The sequence below is a fragment of the Amycolatopsis sp. genome (genome assembly GCF_025464955.1).
In the GTDB taxonomy this organism is placed as follows: domain Bacteria; phylum Actinomycetota; class Actinomycetes; order Mycobacteriales; family Pseudonocardiaceae; genus Amycolatopsis.
Genome location: NZ_JAODNM010000124.1, coordinates 209,080 through 225,186, shown reverse-complemented (window position 1 = coordinate 225,186; position 16,107 = coordinate 209,080). Strand labels below are relative to the sequence as shown.

The window sequence follows — 16,107 nt, the reverse complement described above, 5'->3', positions numbered from 1 at the left end:
ACACTGTCATGATCAAGGTCTTGCGTCCCGACGCGCTCAGTCGCTATCTACGTCGCGAGATGTCCGCTGGAGTTTCCGGACGGCAGCCGCCCTTCAATTTTCGGACGGTCGGCGGTATGGTTGCGCGCCAGCAGGATACGACGCACCTGCGAGGTCCAGAAGACTTCATCGCCGGGTTCCGACTCGATTTCCCAGGAAGCCCGTTCACGCCGAATATTCCGGTCATTCATGCGATGGAGTTTCTGGCGGTGGATCCGGACAAATTTGTTATTCCGCTCGGTGCGCCGACGTTGCCTTATCCGGGAATTGGTTACCCGCCTAACCAAGCAGACGTTCGAGTAGCAGCGTGGGAAATGTTTGATGCGGCGCGGCGCAGCGAGTTGGATCCCGGTACATACCGGATGGAGCTGAACCCTTGGCCGTACACAGGTACGGGGATTACGGCGAATTCGGAGATCGGCTTCCCGGAGCGCTGGATGCGATTTGGTGAAGTGCCGGAGTCGGCGACAATTATTGAGCACGACAGGCGGGGAGTCAAGGTGCCAGTGGCGATCTACCGTGGAGCTGCGCTAGGGTGGGAGAGTCTTCGATGACGATCCAGCGGCCCAGGTCGGGAATCTTCGCGACGGTGGATGGTCGGGAGTACGAAGCAAGTTCGTATCCTCATGGAGATCGAATAACCTTGGTGCACCGCGGCGAAGATCCTCCGCTTTCTGAACTCTTTTCCTGGAACGAAGCGTTCGGTGCTTGGCTGGCCGTGGTTCCTGTTGAACACTGTGAAACATTGGTGGAGATAACCACCAATACGACTTATCTGGGAATGCCATGTCGTATCGTCGCGATTGATGCGGACGGATCTGTAGGGTTGTACTACGCCGGAGACGAGAAATCGGAAGCGCAGAAACGGGGATTTACCCAGATAGACGTCGGCACCTGGGCCAAGACGATCAACGTTTTCGATCTATCCCGGTACTATGAGTACCGGTATGACCTCCTGTTTCCATCGAGGGTTGGTTCTGACGACTCCGCTGCATCTCAATGACAGGTAAGGCCGGCCCGACGACAGTCGGTTCCAGTATCAAGGTGATCAGGCCGGCAAGCCTTGAACGGTAAGGTTTCGTCAGGATCGTGGGGGCAACGTTCTCCCTTCGACTACCGCGTGGTCGGCGGCATAATCGGCAAGGACAAGCCGTCTGAGCTCGGAGTTCAGCTCAGCCGCGCGGTGACGTCGAGTGCGAGGTCGAACTCCCGGCCGCCCAGCGTGCTGCCGGTGGTGATACCGAACTCGCCCCGGTCGATCCGGGTCGTGCCTCGGACGGTGAACTCGCCGTCCGAGACCGTCGCGCGTTCGATCTCGATGCGGGCGTTGTTGGCCACGTCGTGCACGGTCAGTGTGCCTTCGAGTACCCATCCACCACGGGTTTCGCGCACGTGGCCGTCGCGGAAGGTGATCTCCGGGTAGCGGTCGACGTCGAGGAAGCGCGAGGACTTGAGCTCGCTGTCCCGCATCCGGTTCCCGGTGTCGAAGCTGGTCGCGTCGATCTGCGCTTCGGCGACGGAACCGGTTACAGGGTTGGCGACGCGGATCCGTCCGCTGTTGATGGCGAACCTCCCGCGCACCGGCGCGAGCCCGAAGAGATGCCGCCCGGAGAAGGTGATCCTCGACCGACCGGGGTCGATCACGTAGTCACCGGGTGGCGGGATCTCGACGGACTTGCTCAAGTGGACGCCGCTCCGACGTGGTTACCGCCCGCAAAGGTCTCGCGCATGGTGCCTTCCCGTCGCTGCATCAGCTGGGTGATGACCTGCAGGATCACGATCGATGCGACCTGGAGCGTGGTGTCCAGCGCGGGCACCGAGTCGATAGGCAGCGTGTACGCCATCAGGACGTTCAGCAGGCCGCCCACAAGCGTGCCGAAACCCCAGATCACGGTGAGCCGCCGCCACATCTGCCGGAACCGCGGCCGGGTCTCCCAGAAGTGCTCCAGCGCCTCGGCCCGATTCGGGAGGAGCGCGATCGTGGCTTGGTAGGTGGTCGGCCGGTGCCCGACGACCAGGCTGGTGAACATCCAGACGGAGCCGAGCAGGCTTACCCAGCCGCTCCGGATCAGCAGCGTGCGCGGGTCGCCGCTGATGACCGCGGTGAGCACACTCAGCCCGACGATGAACAGCACGAACAGGCCCATGCCGTCCACCTTGCGGTGCTTGACCAGCGAAAACACCACTCGGGCGGCCGGCGGCAGGCCGCTCAGGAGCAGCGCCCACAGCTCGTCGACCCCGAACGCGCGGAGCAGGTAGTAGCCGCCGACGGGTGCCACGACGTCGCACAGGAGCGTGACGAGTGTCGTCCCGGGGGACGCGTTCGAGCGAACCGGTGTGTCAGCCATGCCCTGATCGTGCGCTCCTTGACTTCGGCGCGCATCAACCGATCAGTGGAGGTCGGCCCTCGTGAGCGTTCCGGCCGCTTACTGTGCCCTGCGGGGCACCCGCACCCGGGCGTGCCGGAACGCTCACGAGTCCTAGAACGGAAGTTTGCGGAAGATGGGGCGGGGGACGTGCCGCAGTACCGACATGACGGCCCGGAACGGCGCGGGAGCCCAGACGAGCTCCTTGCCCTTCTTGGCGGCGTCGACGGCGATCTCGGCGACCTGCTCGGCGGTCTGCGCGAGCGGCGCGTCCGGGAGCCCGGCGGTCATCTTGGTCTTGACGTGCCCAGGCCGGACGACGGTCACCCGCACGCCCAGCGGCCGCAGCGCCTCGCCGAGGCCCAGATAGAACCCGTCGAAACCGGCTTTGGTGGAGCCGTAAACGAAGTTCGACCGGCGGACGCGCTCACCGGCGACGGAAGACAGCGCGATGATCGTGCCGTGGCCCTGCTTCTTCAGCCGGTCCGACAGCGCGACGCCGACGGAGACGGCCGCCGTGTAGTTCACCGCGGCGAGTTCGACGGCCTTGGCGTGGTCCTGCCAGACCTCTTCGGGGTCGCCGAGCAGTCCGAACGCGACGACGGCGACGTCGACATCACCGTCGGCGAACGCCTTGTCGAGCACACCGGGATGCGAGGCGGTGTCCTTGGCATCGAAGTCCACAGTGGACACCTCGCCGCCCGCGTTCTTGATGCGCTGCACGGCCGCGTCCAGGCGCTCGGACTTCCGCGCGGCCAGGATGACCTTCAGTGGGCGCTGCGCGAGGTACTTCTCGGCGATTGCCAGCGCGATATCGGAGGTGCCGCCGAGCAGCAGCAGCGACTGGGGGTTTCCAACGGCGTCGATCACAGTTCCAACCTTCGGCTCATGTCCGAGGCGAAAACGCCATCGGGGTCTACGGAAGCGCGGACCTTGCGCCACTCGTCGATGCGTGGATACATCTTCGCGAACGTTTCGGGGGAGGTGCGGGAATCCTTGGCCGTGTACAGGCGGCCGCCGAAGGCGAGCACGTCCTCGTCCAGCTCCTGACAGAAGGCGCTGAGGCCATCCTTGACCGGGAAGTCCAGGCAGACCATCCAGCCGGGGTGCGGGTAGGACAGCGGCGCCCGGTTGCCCTCGCCCATGCGCTTGAACACGTTGAGGAAGGACACGTGTCCCGACTCGGCGATCTTGTGGAGGATCCGGGTGAGGGGCTCGTGGGCGTTCAGTGGAGTGCTGAACTGGTACTGCACGAACCCCTTCGAGCCGTACGCGCGGTTCCACTCGCCGAAGAGGTCCAGCGGGTGGTAGAACGCCGTCAGGTTCTGGATCACGCCACGTGCGTTTTTCGCCGTCTTGCGGTAGTACAGCTCGCCGATCGCGGTGAACGAAAGCTTGTTCGCCAACCCGTTCGGGAAGACGTCCGGCAGCTTCGCCAGCTGGACGGCGTTGAACTTCAACGGGTCCGCGCGCAGTTTCGGCGGCAGCTCGTCCAGCTTGGCCAGTGAACCGCGCTGGAACGCCCCGCGGCCCAGCTTCGGGCCGACCGACATCGAATCGAACCAGCCGGATGAATACGTGTAGTTGTCGTCCGAGCCGTCGCTGACGAGTTCGAGGGTTTCCTCGAGGTTCGCGGTGCGCTGGATGTCCGCCTTGAAGTACGCCGTTTCCGTCTTCGTCATCTTGATCCTGGCGCGCAGGATGATGCCGGTGAGGCCGATGCCGGCGACCGTGGCCCAGAACAGCTCCGAATCGGGACCGTCCGGGGTGACGGTGCGCACTTGGCCGTCGGCGGTCAGCAGGTCCATCGACACGACGTGGTTGCCGAAGCTGCCCGCGCTGTGGTGGTTCTTGCCGTGGATGTCGTTGGCGATCGCGCCGCCGATGGTGACCTGGCGCGTTCCGGGCAGCACCGGGACCCACAGGCCGTACGGCAGCGCCGCGCGCATCAACTGGTCCAGGCTGACGCCGGCATCGACGTCGACGATCGCGGAGTCGGGGTCCATCGAGTGGATCCGGCTCAACGCGGTCATGTCGATCACCAGGCCGCCGGCGTTCTGCGCGGGGTCGCCGTAGGACCGGCCGAGGCCGCGCGCGATGACGCCGCGTTCGCCCGCCCTGGTCACCGCTCGGCTGATGGCGTCGAGGTCCGTGGTGGTGAGGACCTCGGCGGTGGTCGGTGCCGTTCGAGCCCAGCCGGTGAGGGTGCGCCGCTCGGTATGGGGGTAGTCGGTCACGCGACCAGCGTAATGGTGCCGAACCCCGCCCGAGACATGCCCCTGAAGTGCCCGCTTCTACACTTCAAGCTCCAGCCGATCGAAATCCGTGAGGTAGAGCAGTGGTGGCGACCAACCCCCAGGCGAGTGTGACGGCGGAAAAACCGGCCGCTCCCGGGCTGCTCGGGCAGCTCATCCGCTTCGCGGTGATCGGTGGTTGCTGCGCGCTGCTCGATTTCGGCACCTACCAGGGCCTGCGCGCGCTCGGGATGTCCGCGTCACCATGGGTCGACGTCGCCAGGGCGATCAGTTTCATCATCGGTACCACCACTGCCTATTTTCTTAACCGCAAATTCACGTTCGCAGGTGGGCGCAAGACCGGCGCCGCCCAGATCGGGAGTTTTGTGGCGCTTTACACGGTGACGTTCTTCGTCGCGGTGAGTGTGAATGGCCTGATGCTGAGTCTTCTGCCAGAGTCGACGTGGAAGAGCACCCTCGGTTGGGTCGTTTCCCAGGCAACCGCGACCGTGATCAATTTCGTGATGCTCAAGTGGGTTGTTTTCCGCGAGCCCGCACCTGAGAAAACCCCCGTTCTTGAAAAGCCACTAGAGGAGAACTGAGGATCTATGCCCGGCAAAGCAGGAGCCGTGACCGCGGCCGCCCCAACGGCAGGCCCCAGCGTGTCGGCCGCTGACGAGACGACCTTCGCCGAGCGTGCTCCGCAGGGCAGGCTCACCGCGCAGCGTGGGCTGTACGCCGGCCCGTCGCCGGTGATCAGCAAGGACATGTACGCCGAGCTCGAGTGGGGCACGGTCGTGCGCGACCGGACGAGTGTCCGCGTCGAGCCCGGTTCGAAGGTGTCCGGCAACACCTACTTCGGCCGCTTCCCGGCCAGCTACTGGCAGCGCTGGACCACCGCGAAGGACGTCACCGTCGAGGCAGTCGTCTCCGGTGACGGCCTCCTCACGGTCGGCGCTTCCGACGTCGAGGGCGACGCTCGGGTCGTCGCGGCGCAGAACATCGTCGGCGCGAAGGCGCTGGCCGTGTCGCTCACCGCCAAGCTGGACCGGTTCTACGACGGCGGCGCGCTCTGGCTCGACCTCGAGACCGAGGGCGGCCAGACGCTGACCATCGAGCAGGTGCGCTGGACGGTCGAGGCGCCGGAGAAGATCCGGCCGACTGCGGTCACCATCTGCACGATGAACCGCGCCGACGACTGCCTCGCCAACCTGCGGGCCCTCGCCGGGGACATCTCCTCGCTGGACACCCTCGACGCCATCTACGTGGCCGACCAGGGCACCGACCGGGTCGACTCCCGCGACGGGTTCGCGCAGGTCGCGAAGGACCTCGGCGAGAAGCTGCACTACATCATCCAGCCGAACCTCGGCGGCGCCGGCGGGTTCACCCGCGGCCTCTACGAGGTCGCCGGGCACACCGAGACCGAGCACGCGAACGTCCTGTTCATGGACGACGACGTGCTGCTCGAGCCGGACCTGGTGATCCGGATGACGGCGTTCTCCAACCGCTCGGCGAACCCGATCATCGTCGGCGGCCAGATGCTGAACCTGCTGCACCCGAACCAGCTGCACGTCGGCGCCGAGTACGCCAACTTGAACACCCTCGAGCCCGGCCAGCCGGTCGAGCACAGCCTGTCCACCGCGGACCTGCTCGGCGTGGACGAGGAGACCCTCAAACCGAACCGCCAGGAGCGTCGCCTCGACGCCGGGTACAACGGCTGGTGGTCCTGCCTGATCCCGTACGAGATCGTCAAAGCCACCGGGTACCCGATGCCGTTCTTCTTCCAGTGGGACGACGCCGAGTACAGCTACCGCGCCCGCGAGCACGGCTTCCCCACAGTCACCCTTCCCGGCGCTGGCGTCTGGCACGCCGACTTCCACTGGAAGGACTGGGACGAGTGGCACCGGTACTTCAACCTGCGCAACTCGATCATCACCGCGGCACTGCACAGCCCGTTCAACCTCAACCTGCTTTCGCGTGTGCTCGTCGCGCAGCTGATCAGGTACCTGCTCGGGATGCAGTACGGCCTCTCGGCCACGCTGATCAAGGCCGTCGAGGACTTCCTCGAGGGCCCGGAGATCCTGCGTGACGGCGGTGTCGCCGCGATGAAGGACATCCGCCGCATCCGCGACGAGTACCCGGAGACGAAGCGCCACCCGGCCACCGACGTGCCGGGGATCGCGTCGAACGACATCGGGATCATCAACAGCGCGCCGCGGCCCAGCCTGCAGCGCGTCATCCTGCTCAAGCGCGTCTTCGACCGCCTCCTCGGCAGGCACAAGCACTCCCTCGGCGCCATCCCGACCGACGAGGCGAACTGGTGGCACGTGGCCCAGTTCGACACCGCCGTCGTGACCGACGCCAACCAGGAGGGCGTCCGCGTGCGGAAGTACGACCGGGCGAAGATGTTCGACCTCGCCCGGCGCGGCGCCAAGGTGATCAACCGGCTGCGCAAGGAAGGCGCCGGTGTCCAGGAGCAGTACAAGCGCGCCATGCCGGAGCTGACCAGCCGCGAAAACTGGAAGCGGCTCTACGAGCTTTGATCCGCGCGTCTTGTAGGGGCGTCAAGGACCCCTCGGGGCCACCCTTATGGCTTTGAACGCCACAAGGGTGGCCCCGAGGGAACGTCGCGAGCGGCCTCTAGTGCAGGCCGAAAACGCGGCCCTTGCGCTGCAGGTCGTCGATGTAGGCGACGGCGATGTGCGCGAAGTTGATCGTGACCTTGGAGCCGTCCTTCGTCTGGACCGACTCGATGGCGCTGCTCTTGACGAGTCCGGGCAGTTTTTCCTCGTACTTTGTGGCGTCTTCGTCGGTGACGGCGAACAGCAGTGGTTCGCCGCCCGCGGCCAGATGCAGGACGAGTGCGGGTTTTTGATCAGCCATACGACCACCACATCAGTGCGGGAGCGTCGCGGCAAGCGGGTTCGCTGAGGGCTGAGATACCGTTCGACGCAGGTAGGTGAGGATTTTGGCGATGCCGTACTCGTTCTCGCTGTCGCTGGCAGCCGTGGACATCCTGCTCGAGCAGGAGAACTTGGGCCGTGCCCCGTTCCCGTTCACCGTCGGTCACCTGGGCACCACATTCACCCAGCGCGCACAGATCCGCGAAGCGGTGTTCCGCGATCTCGAGTCGCGGGGCGTGCTGCGTGGCGGGCGCCTCGACGCCGACGTCGAGCTGGGGCTGGCGACGTTCGTGAGGTCCCGTCTGTCGATCTCGGCCGCCGCCAGTCTTGACGGGGGAAAGGCGCTGTTCGCCCGGGCGGCGTCCGACGGGCAGTTCGCGATCGTCGTCCGCCAGGACGAGAACATGCTGCGCTTCGAAGAGACCAGGCCCACCTCGATCGTCGCGTCGATCGTCGACCTGATCCCGCTGACGCCTGCCGCGCCGGGGCAGTCGGTCACCGTCGCCAAACCCGCGCCCGCGCCGCCGCGCAACCGCCGCCCGGACGATGCCGGGTACAACGCGTTTTCGCAGGTCAGCGCGCCGAGGTGGGTCTCGCCGCAGCTGCGGTCCGTCGAGCGGATCTTCGAGAAGCCGAAGCTGCGTGTCGGTCAGTTCACCGCGTTCGTGCAGGGCCGCCATGGTCGCGAGACCGACCTGAGCCCGCTCGCCTGGTTCGACACGGAGACCGGCCGGTACCTGATGACCACGCGTGAGGCAGCCGACGGCCAGAGCTGGCTGACCTACGCTCCGGCCGACAACGCACGCATCGCGCAGCAGCTGTTCGAGCAGCTCGAGGGCTATTTCTAGGCTGCGGGAACCATCCCGAAAGTCACCGCGTCACAGTGTCGATCGGCGGTCGATCGGCGGTCGATCGGCGGTCGAGCGGCGGGGGGCACTTCGCGAAACGGTCGCCCCGGGTCGGCCGCGGCTTGTAGAATGCGGCCGCGGACGTTGTACGGCGAAACTGTGGGGCGGTAATGCGTTTTCTAGCCAAGACCAGCGGGCGGGGTGCGCGATGACAGCGCCGCAGCCGCCGAAGAGCCAGCAGCAGCTTGCGGACATGCCTCCGGCGGCCCGTGAGCAGTATCTGCAGCAGCAGGCCGACGCGGGGTATCCCGACGACGGCAGCTGGTTCGGCAACCTGCTTAACGACTTCAAGCGGAGCCAGGCCGAAAACGCGGGCAAGCAGCGGGCCGCCGCGATCGGCACGAAGAACGTCACGACCCTGTCGTCCGGGCACGACGTCGAGTTCGTCCCGGGTCTGCAGGCCTCCGACGGGCTGTACCTGGGCACCGACCACGCCCAGCTGAAGCAGTACGTCAACACCAACCTCAACACCGGCCAGGTCACCGACGTCTCCAACGCGTACGCCGGCGTCCAGAAGGCGTTCGACAACTTCGGCACGAAGTTCAACGCCGCGGTCAACAAGTCGCAAGGCGCCTGGGAAGGCGACTCGGCCGAGGCCGCCCGCGGGTACTTCAGCAGTCTCACCAAATGGTCGGACGCGAACTCGCAGAACGCGCAGCTCGCCGCCGAGACCATCTACGAGCAGAGCAACGCCGCCGCGGCGGCCAAGAGCAAGATGCCGGACCCGGTCCCGTTCAGCTGGAACGACGAGTTCAAGAAATGGGCCACCGCCGGACCGCTCGATATGGGCACCGCGGTCGGCGACTCGTTCAAACTGCAGCAGCAGAGCCAAAAAGCCCACGAAGAGGCCGCCGGCGTGCTGTCGCAGTACGACAAGGACCTCTACACCGCCGCGTCGAAGCAGCCGGTGTTCGCCGACCCGCCGAAGTTCGCCGCGACCGGCGGCGGCGGTACGAACAACCCGATGCCGACCGGCGGCGGTGGCACACACTCCTCCTCCGACTTCTCCTCCGCCGGCGGTGGCGGAGGCACGTCGAGTAGTAGCGCGTCGCAGGGCAAGTCGACCGATGCTGGTACCCAGCAACAGCTTCAGCCGGGCAACACCACTGGAGGCGTGAACCTGGGGCAAGGACATACCAGCGCCCAGAGCTTCCAGCCGCAGGCCAACATCGCTCCGCCGCCTGCCGCTAGCAACAACAGCGGAATGGGCGGAATGGGCCCGATGCCGATGGGCGGAATGGGCGGCGGCATGGGCGGCTTCGGCGACGCCGAGGAGTACAACAGCAAGCTCGGGCGTGGCGGGTTCGGTCCCGGCGGCAGCGGCTCGTTGTCTGGCGGCTCTTCCGAGCCGGCCGCGGGCAGCGGCTCAGGCGCGGCGAAACCGGGCGGAGTCGGTGCGGCCGAGTCGGCCGCGGGCCGGGGAATGGGGTCCACCCCGGGGAAAACCGGCGCGTCCGGCGGAATGGGTGGCGGCCGCGGTGGCAAGGGCGAGGAAGACCAGGAGCACCAGCGTCCGACCTACCTCGTCGAAGGCGATCCGGACGAGGTGTTCGGTACCAACGAGCGCACCTCGCCTCCGGTCATCGGCGAGTAGCGCTACCGCATCCCGGCGAAAGTCGAGTAGAGCGCCCGAGTCACGTTTTCCCTGGTGCCTGGCTGGAAGCTGACCATCGCTTCCTCGCGTGGCCGTTCGAAGACGTACGTCAGTAGCCTGCCTTCGCCGAGGATGTCAGCACTGTCAACGGTTTACTCCGGCCGCCGGCCTTCGTCGCGTAGAACTGGTGGACGCCGGATCGCTTGCCGGCAGCGAGGTCCTTCGCCCGGCGCGCGGGGTCAGGCGGCGCGTACCCGGTGGACACCTTCAGCTCGTACGGCTCGTCGGCGCGCGGTTTCCGAGGACCGAACCGGGCGTTCGGAACGGTGATCGGGTCCATCCGCACCGGCGGCACCGGTGGCAGCAGACCGACCAACGACTCCGCGGGGTACTCGACGGCGACGGAATCTAGGCGCACCCTGTCGTCCTGGCGAACGAGCCGAACGGCGTCGGACCCGCGGACGGAGACGAGCGTCCCCGCCGATTCGTCGGTCTCCACGCTGCCCAGCCAAGCGCTGAACTGCTGCGTCCCTTGAGCCAGCACGCGGAGAACCTCACGGAACTCCTTGGTTACGGTGCCGCCCGCACCGAGCCCCAGGCCCACGAGCACGTCGAGCACCTTGTCCTCGTACTGTTTCTTGGTCTCGTCGCCGAGCCAGTAGTTGTCCGGGCCGAAGACCGCGGGCGGGCTGCCGTGGCCTTCCCATTCCCAGACCTTCAGCAGCACGGCTTTTGGCAGGTAAACCGGTCGGTTGAGGAGCACCTCGTCGCCCGGCTACAGACCGATGACGGGCGGTGCTGTCCGCTCGTCACTGCCGAAGATCTCGTCGGTGTCGGCTTCCATCAGGTACGACGGACGGCTGTGCTCGGCGTCTTCGCCGCCTTCGCCCTTGCCTTTTCCGGCGCCGCCCATGCCGCTCGTCCCGGCCTTGCCGGGTGCCGCGGAGCCGCTCGCGCTGCCCGATCCGCCGGGTCGCCCAGCCGACTCGCCCGGTGCACCGGCACCCGAGCTCGTTCCACCCGCGAGGCCTCGACCGGCGCCTGCCGAGCCCGCACCGGCTCCACTGCTTGAGCCACTGCTTGAGCCACTGCCGTAGCCGCCGCCCGAACCACTTGAGCCGCCGCCAAAGCCGCCGCCCATCGGACCGAATCCCGCGCCCCCACCGCCGAAGCCGCCGGGGGAGTACGTCGAGTTACCACCATTCGCACCGGGGCCGAATCCGCCCGGACCGAAGCCGCCCGGCTGGAACCCGCCCGAGGTCGGCGGCGGGGTGTAGCCCGCGGCCACGGTGCCGCCCGAGGGCAGTCCGGAGGTGCCGGGCTGGTTTCCCGGACCAGGAGTCGGAGGTCCACCGGGAGGGGGTCCGCTGGGTGGCGGCGAATGCTTGTATTCGGTGAGCCCACCGCCGGGGCCGTGCGTGGGTCCGCCGCCTGGGCCATGGGTGGGGCCGGGGGGCGGCGTCAGCGAAGTGGGGGCAAGCGTGACGTCGCCGATCTGGGACTGTGCCAACTGGCCGTAGTCGATGGTCCGTGAGCCGGTGTTCGCCGTCGACTGGCTCGAATAGTCGGTGTAGCGGGCGAGGTTTTCCTGGGCTTTCTGGTTGTGATCGTTGATCGCGTCTTCGGTGCTGGTGTTCCACGGAGTACCGACGTCCCAGGCGCTTCTTTCGGGAGCGGTATTCGTGACGTCCTGGTGGAGCGAATTCTTCATCGACTCGAACTGGCCGATCTGATCCTGCGCCAACGAGGAATTCCGCTGCAAAGTCGCCGAAGCGGACGCCGCCGTGTCGGCCAGCGGCTGGATACTCGCCCGTGCGGCATCCGAACCACTGCCGGTCCAGGCCGATTCCAACCCGGACATCAGATCACGACTACCGGACTCGATCTGGTCCTGGGCCTTGGACTGCTCGACACCGGCTTGGTGGACGTCCTGCAAAGAGGTCGTGCCAGGGCCTTGCATGACCCGCTGGACGAGATCGCCCGGTCCCAGTCCACCGACGGTCGGATTGTTCGCCCCACCACCGGCCTGGGAACCCAGATAACCGCCGATCAGCGCTCCCGCGGGACCACCGAGAAGCAAGCCTGCCCCAGCCCCAGTCACAATGTTGCTCAGGTCCTTGGCGCCTGATTCGACCAGGTGAGCGGCGCCCGACCCGATGTGCTTCGCGGCGTCCATCACGTCACCGAGGAGACCCATCAGGCCCTCGCCTTCATATTTGTCATCATCGCGTCAGCAACATCACGGCCAGACAGACATGCGTCCTTGTGCTGGGCGATTGCACCATCGCTGAGCCCCAGCGAAATAGAATAAGCCAGTTCATCGCTGATACCGACCACGATCACGCAGTTATCTTTGGCGCTGGGGTCGACGTGTTGCGACACGTACCCAATGGCTGGATAACCCTGGACGGAGTCGAGTACCACCCAGCGGGAAGCCGTAGGCTCTACTGTCTGGTATGCCAGGCTGATGCCATCGTGAACCTTGGTTTGGTAGCCGACAGAGAGCCCCGAACCGTTGCCAGCCTCGTTTTGCCAGAGGCACGCAGTGCCAAGCTGATCTGTGGTCGCCTTCGGCGGGGTGGTCGGACCAAGAAAATGAGTCAGCTGAGCGGCGGTAAATGCTGTGTCGCAGGGACTGCCGCCAAGCACTTTGGCAGGCAAAGGGTTCTGCACTTTGGGTGCGCCGCTGTGCGGCACCGCAGCATTGGACGACGAAGATGGATCGCTTGGCGCGGCCGAGGGTGTATTGGCCACCCCGGTTACCGTGCTGTTGGAACACGCCGAGAGCAACACTGCTCCCACAACCAGTGCTGTAGCGGTCAGACCGTACCGACGGACCATCAAAGTACTCCACCTGTCTTGTTCGCCGCGTCGGCTGCCTGATCATCGGCTTCCACGGTCTCCCCGAGGGCCGATTCTAGTTTCTGGATCAACGATGAATAGTGCTGGTTCTGGATGTGGAGGTGGCCTTGGTAGTAGCGTCCGGTGTCGTTGACGCCGTTCTGGCCGAGCACTGCCCCGTTGCTGGCGGGTTCATTCGCGGGCGGTACCCCCTGGCTCAGCCTCTCAGCTGGAAGGAACTGGGCTTGGATGAGTTGTCGGGTGGCTTTGGCTTTGGTGAGCATGGCGTGCATCTCGTCGGCGCTCATGCTGAACCCTTGGCCGCCGGCCGGGGTAGAGCCTCCGGCGGGGCTGTCGGTGTTCCAGAAGTTGAACTTGGCGAAGATGTCACCCGCTGTGTCGATCTTGCCGACCACTACCCCGGTTGTCTGCCCAGCATCGTCTGCCATGGAGTCCCCACCCCTCGTTCACCCATTCGGCCCAGTTGCGCGCCAAACTATGCACTACGCAAAATAACACGTTAGGCACGCAGAGTGGACCAAACCCACGAGATTGTGCGTTTGGCGAGGTCAGGCCATTAAGCAGGAGTTACGGCGTCCTAGAGGAACGAGTGCCAGGCGAGGGGGGACACGTGCAGAGCACCGGCGTGGGGGGCTTTGGAGTCGCGGATGCCCATGTCGGCCGGGTCCAGCGCGATCTCAACGCAGTCGTCCTTGGTGTTGCTGTAGCTGCTCTTCTGCCAAGTCGGGGTGTGCTGCGCGTGCATCAGGGAGCTCCTTCGCCGGGCTGGTCGTAGTCACTTGCGAGTTGTGCAAGGAACTCCCGTGATTCTCCCTCATCGAGTGCGTCGTACGTGAGCTGTTTGCACCACCCAAGGGAGCACCTATGCCCGCGGCGCAATTACCCGCGTAGCTGCCAGATGGTGATGGTGGGCAAGGAAAGCCGTCGGATGGCGAGCCTGTCGAGGGACGTCGTGTCGGCCGGGGTGCCTAGGGAGTCGGCCACGAGCCAGCGGACGCCGTCGCGGTAGAGGCCGTCGAGAAGGGTGGACGTCGGTGCGCTGAACGCCGTCTGTTCGCGGGTAAGCCTTGCCTGGTCCCAGAACGGCTGGTCGGTCCAGTGCTGAGGTGCGTCCCAGGCGGTGCCCAGATTGCGTGACGCGTAGGCCCAGCCGCCGACGTCGATGGTCCGGCCGGACAACGCGGACAGGGTGAAAGCCTTGGCCTGGCAGGGAGTTATCGGCTGAGCGCCGCCGGTCTGCGTACACAAGTGGTTCGCGGCAAGGATGTCGTGGGGGCCGGCGTGCTCGTCGAGCCAGTGCCCGCTCGTCAGGCCGTCGCGGGTCACCAGCAGGCTTCCTGGGCTGGTGGTCGCGATCTGGCTGTACGTCGTAACCGAAGCCGTCGCGTAGAACGCGGTGCTCAGCAGCCCGGTGCCGAGCACCGCGCCGACCGCGGCCACGGCGACGAACCGTCGTGAAGCGCGCCGCACAACCCAAGCCGCGGCGAACGCCACCGCCAGGCCGACGATGAGCAAGCCCAGAGGCTCCAGGTCGTGCCGGAAGGAGGGCGTCCAGTCCGTCGGCAGGCCGAACGCGATCACGGTCGACGCCACGGCCCCGGCCGCGGCCCCCGCCAGCGCTGTCCGGACCCACGGCAGTTTGCGGACGTGGTCCGCCGCCCTTGCCAGACCCCACGCCGAGCCCACCACGCCGAGCGGATACGCGGACAGCAGGAAGAAACCTTCGCTTTCGCCCGGATGCCGGAACACCAGAGTCGCCCCCGCGCCGGCGAGCACGATCCCGGCGAAGAACCACGTCGCCGGGTCACGGCGTTCCCAGCGCGCCAGGAACACGAACCCGATCAGGCGCGGCAGCAGCGGGACGTACAGCAGGACCGCCGTCACCAGCACGGCTGTGACCGGTACACCGGGCAACGTCAGTGCGAGGCCGTCGGACTTCGGCGTGGTGAGGCCGGGAAACAGCCGTCCGGCGTTGCGCACCAGGCCGCCGAAGACGTCGACATGCAGACCCGAACTGCCGCCGCTGTACACCGTGAGCGTGGCTGCGCCGAGGGTGGCGGCGGTAGCGGCGAGCACCAGCACACCCGCACGGACCCGCTGCCGGGTGATGAGCAGCGCGACCATCGCGAGCGCGGCACCGCCGAGCAGCACGGGCACGGCCGACGACTTCGCGCCCGCCGCGAAGAGCAGAAACGGTACGAGCAGCCATGTCGGGACGTCCGGGTTCGCGCGGCTCCGGAGGACGGCGACGGCGCAACCGGCCACGGCGAGGCTCGCGATCCAGCCGAACACCGTGGTGATACTGGCCCACCAGTACGTCTGGATCACGGCCTGGGACTGCCCATCCGGGCTCTGCGTCGCCACCGTGGTCCCCAGCGCGCCGAGCAGCACCGCCGCGAGCGGTCCGGCGGACACGCGCCCGGCGACCCCGCGGGCCACCACGGCCGCGGTGAGCACGGTCGCGGGCATCAGCGTCGACGGCGCGAGCCGGACCACCGCGTCGAACGGCGACACTCCGCCGCTGAGCAGGTGGGCGAGTACCGCGTGGCCGAACCAGTGGTACGAGTACGGCTCGCCCGCGACCATCGGGTAGGTCACGACCAGCGAATGCCGGAGCTCGCCCACCAACGACAGCTGGAAAATTCCGTCGGGGTAGGAGAAACTGCCGGCCGCTCCCGGATCGACCGGGTTGAGCCGCAGGAAGTCCACGGTCATCCAAGCGACCACGACCAGCATGACGGCGCAGAGCACGAGGTTCGGACGCAGGCCCCAGCCAGGACCCGGGCGCGCGAGCAGCCGTGGCCGGGCAGCGGGGATGGCGAACAGCGCCGCGACGACCAGCGGCCCGAACAGCCACGGAGGCGGAGCCCAGGGGAGCGCTGCGCCCACGGCCCAGCCCGCGATCGCGACGAGGAAACCGGCCGGAATGCCCCAGCCGACGTCTTCGATCAGGGCGGCACGCCCGGGACGCACCGCGCGGACCAGTGCGACCCCGGGCAGCAGCACCCCGAGCACTGCCGCGACGAACCACAGCACGACGTCACCGAGCGGGGAACCGGTCACCACCAGTGCGAATGCCCAGACCAGACCGACGCCGGTCCACAACGCCGGAACCCACGGCCGCGACTGGGCCGTGGGTTCGACGGGTGGCTCGGCAGAGCGCAAGGTGGCATTGTGCTCTGTCATCTTCAGCGTGGCACC

At 66.7% G+C, this 16,107-nt stretch carries 17 protein-coding genes; 6 read left to right on the top strand and 11 right to left on the bottom strand.

Going from position 1 to position 16,107, the window contains the following annotated elements; all coding sequences use genetic code 11:
* Positions 1 to 8 precede the first annotated feature (8 nt).
* Positions 9 to 593: a hypothetical protein gene (locus JWQ81_RS31440; RefSeq protein ID WP_297547356.1), complete on the top strand. Its 585-nt coding sequence runs from the start codon at positions 9 to 11 to the stop codon at positions 591 to 593.
* Complete coding sequence (locus tag JWQ81_RS31435) at positions 590 to 1,042, top strand: hypothetical protein (protein ID WP_297547354.1); 453 nt, start codon at positions 590 to 592, stop codon at positions 1,040 to 1,042. The genes JWQ81_RS31440 and JWQ81_RS31435 overlap by 4 nt, the downstream gene beginning before the upstream one ends.
* A 164-nt stretch (positions 1,043 to 1,206) precedes the next feature.
* Here the strand turns inward: JWQ81_RS31435 and JWQ81_RS31430 are convergent, their stop codons facing one another.
* The 4 genes from JWQ81_RS31430 to JWQ81_RS31415 all read right to left on the bottom strand — a co-directional run bounded on the left by JWQ81_RS31430 (position 1,207) and on the right by JWQ81_RS31415 (position 4,642).
* Positions 1,207 to 1,722, bottom strand: a complete 516-nt coding sequence (locus JWQ81_RS31430; RefSeq protein WP_297547353.1) for a YceI family protein — start codon at positions 1,720 to 1,722, stop codon at positions 1,207 to 1,209.
* Positions 1,719 to 2,387, bottom strand: coding sequence for a VC0807 family protein (locus tag JWQ81_RS31425; protein ID WP_297547351.1), 669 nt, complete (start codon positions 2,385 to 2,387; stop codon positions 1,719 to 1,721). Before JWQ81_RS31425 ends, JWQ81_RS31430 begins: the two co-directional genes overlap by 4 nt.
* 132 nt (positions 2,388 to 2,519) lie before the next feature.
* On the bottom strand, positions 2,520 to 3,275 hold the full coding sequence (locus JWQ81_RS31420) for a decaprenylphospho-beta-D-erythro-pentofuranosid-2-ulose 2-reductase (RefSeq protein ID WP_297547349.1): 756 nt from the start codon (positions 3,273 to 3,275) through the stop codon (positions 2,520 to 2,522).
* Positions 3,272 to 4,642, bottom strand: a complete 1,371-nt coding sequence (locus JWQ81_RS31415; protein WP_297547347.1) for an FAD-binding oxidoreductase — start codon at positions 4,640 to 4,642, stop codon at positions 3,272 to 3,274. Before JWQ81_RS31415 ends, JWQ81_RS31420 begins: the two co-directional genes overlap by 4 nt.
* A gap of 101 nt (positions 4,643 to 4,743) precedes the next feature.
* Between JWQ81_RS31415 and JWQ81_RS31410 the strand changes: the two genes are divergently transcribed.
* Together JWQ81_RS31410 and JWQ81_RS31405 are read left to right on the top strand one after the other, a co-directional pair.
* A complete protein-coding gene (locus JWQ81_RS31410) occupies positions 4,744 to 5,241 on the top strand; it encodes a GtrA family protein (RefSeq protein WP_297547345.1) in 498 nt (165 codons plus the stop codon).
* A gap of 6 nt (positions 5,242 to 5,247) precedes the next feature.
* Positions 5,248 to 7,182, top strand: coding sequence for a glycosyltransferase (locus JWQ81_RS31405; protein ID WP_297547343.1), 1,935 nt, complete (start codon positions 5,248 to 5,250; stop codon positions 7,180 to 7,182).
* 97 nt (positions 7,183 to 7,279) lie between these two features.
* On the opposite strand, the gene JWQ81_RS31400 is transcribed toward JWQ81_RS31405, so the two are convergent.
* Positions 7,280 to 7,522 (bottom strand): hypothetical protein, encoded by a 243-nt coding sequence (locus tag JWQ81_RS31400; RefSeq protein WP_297547341.1) that lies wholly within the window; start codon positions 7,520 to 7,522, stop codon positions 7,280 to 7,282.
* Between the two features lie 91 nt (positions 7,523 to 7,613).
* On the opposite strand from JWQ81_RS31400, the gene JWQ81_RS31395 reads away from it, so the two are divergent.
* Together JWQ81_RS31395 and JWQ81_RS31390 are read left to right on the top strand one after the other, a co-directional pair.
* On the top strand, positions 7,614 to 8,390 hold the full coding sequence (locus tag JWQ81_RS31395) for an ESX secretion-associated protein EspG (RefSeq protein WP_297547339.1): 777 nt from the start codon (positions 7,614 to 7,616) through the stop codon (positions 8,388 to 8,390).
* A gap of 208 nt (positions 8,391 to 8,598) precedes the next feature.
* Positions 8,599 to 10,044, top strand: a complete 1,446-nt coding sequence (locus JWQ81_RS31390) for a hypothetical protein (RefSeq protein ID WP_297547338.1) — start codon at positions 8,599 to 8,601, stop codon at positions 10,042 to 10,044.
* A gap of 109 nt (positions 10,045 to 10,153) precedes the next feature.
* Here the strand turns inward: JWQ81_RS31390 and JWQ81_RS31385 are convergent, their stop codons facing one another.
* From JWQ81_RS31385 to JWQ81_RS31360, 6 genes are all read right to left on the bottom strand, one after another.
* Positions 10,154 to 10,807: an ESX secretion-associated protein EspG gene (locus tag JWQ81_RS31385; RefSeq protein ID WP_297547336.1), complete on the bottom strand. Its 654-nt coding sequence runs from the start codon at positions 10,805 to 10,807 to the stop codon at positions 10,154 to 10,156.
* 12 nt (positions 10,808 to 10,819) lie between these two features.
* The gene (locus JWQ81_RS31380) at positions 10,820 to 12,241 is read right to left on the bottom strand and encodes a hypothetical protein (RefSeq protein ID WP_297547334.1); all 1,422 of its coding nucleotides are present in this window, start codon (positions 12,239 to 12,241) and stop codon (positions 10,820 to 10,822) included.
* Complete coding sequence (locus JWQ81_RS31375) at positions 12,241 to 12,885, bottom strand: DUF3558 domain-containing protein (RefSeq protein WP_297547333.1); 645 nt, start codon at positions 12,883 to 12,885, stop codon at positions 12,241 to 12,243. Before JWQ81_RS31375 ends, JWQ81_RS31380 begins: the two co-directional genes overlap by 1 nt.
* Positions 12,885 to 13,301 (bottom strand): hypothetical protein, encoded by a 417-nt coding sequence (locus JWQ81_RS31370; protein ID WP_297547331.1) that lies wholly within the window; start codon positions 13,299 to 13,301, stop codon positions 12,885 to 12,887. The genes JWQ81_RS31375 and JWQ81_RS31370 overlap by 1 nt, the downstream gene beginning before the upstream one ends.
* A gap of 182 nt (positions 13,302 to 13,483) precedes the next feature.
* The gene (locus tag JWQ81_RS31365) at positions 13,484 to 13,651 is read right to left on the bottom strand and encodes a DUF397 domain-containing protein (protein ID WP_297547329.1); all 168 of its coding nucleotides are present in this window, start codon (positions 13,649 to 13,651) and stop codon (positions 13,484 to 13,486) included.
* A gap of 134 nt (positions 13,652 to 13,785) precedes the next feature.
* Entirely contained in the window at positions 13,786 to 16,092 is a 2,307-nt protein-coding gene (locus JWQ81_RS31360) for a hypothetical protein (RefSeq protein WP_297547327.1), read from the bottom strand.
* Positions 16,093 to 16,107: the final 15 nt, after the last annotated feature.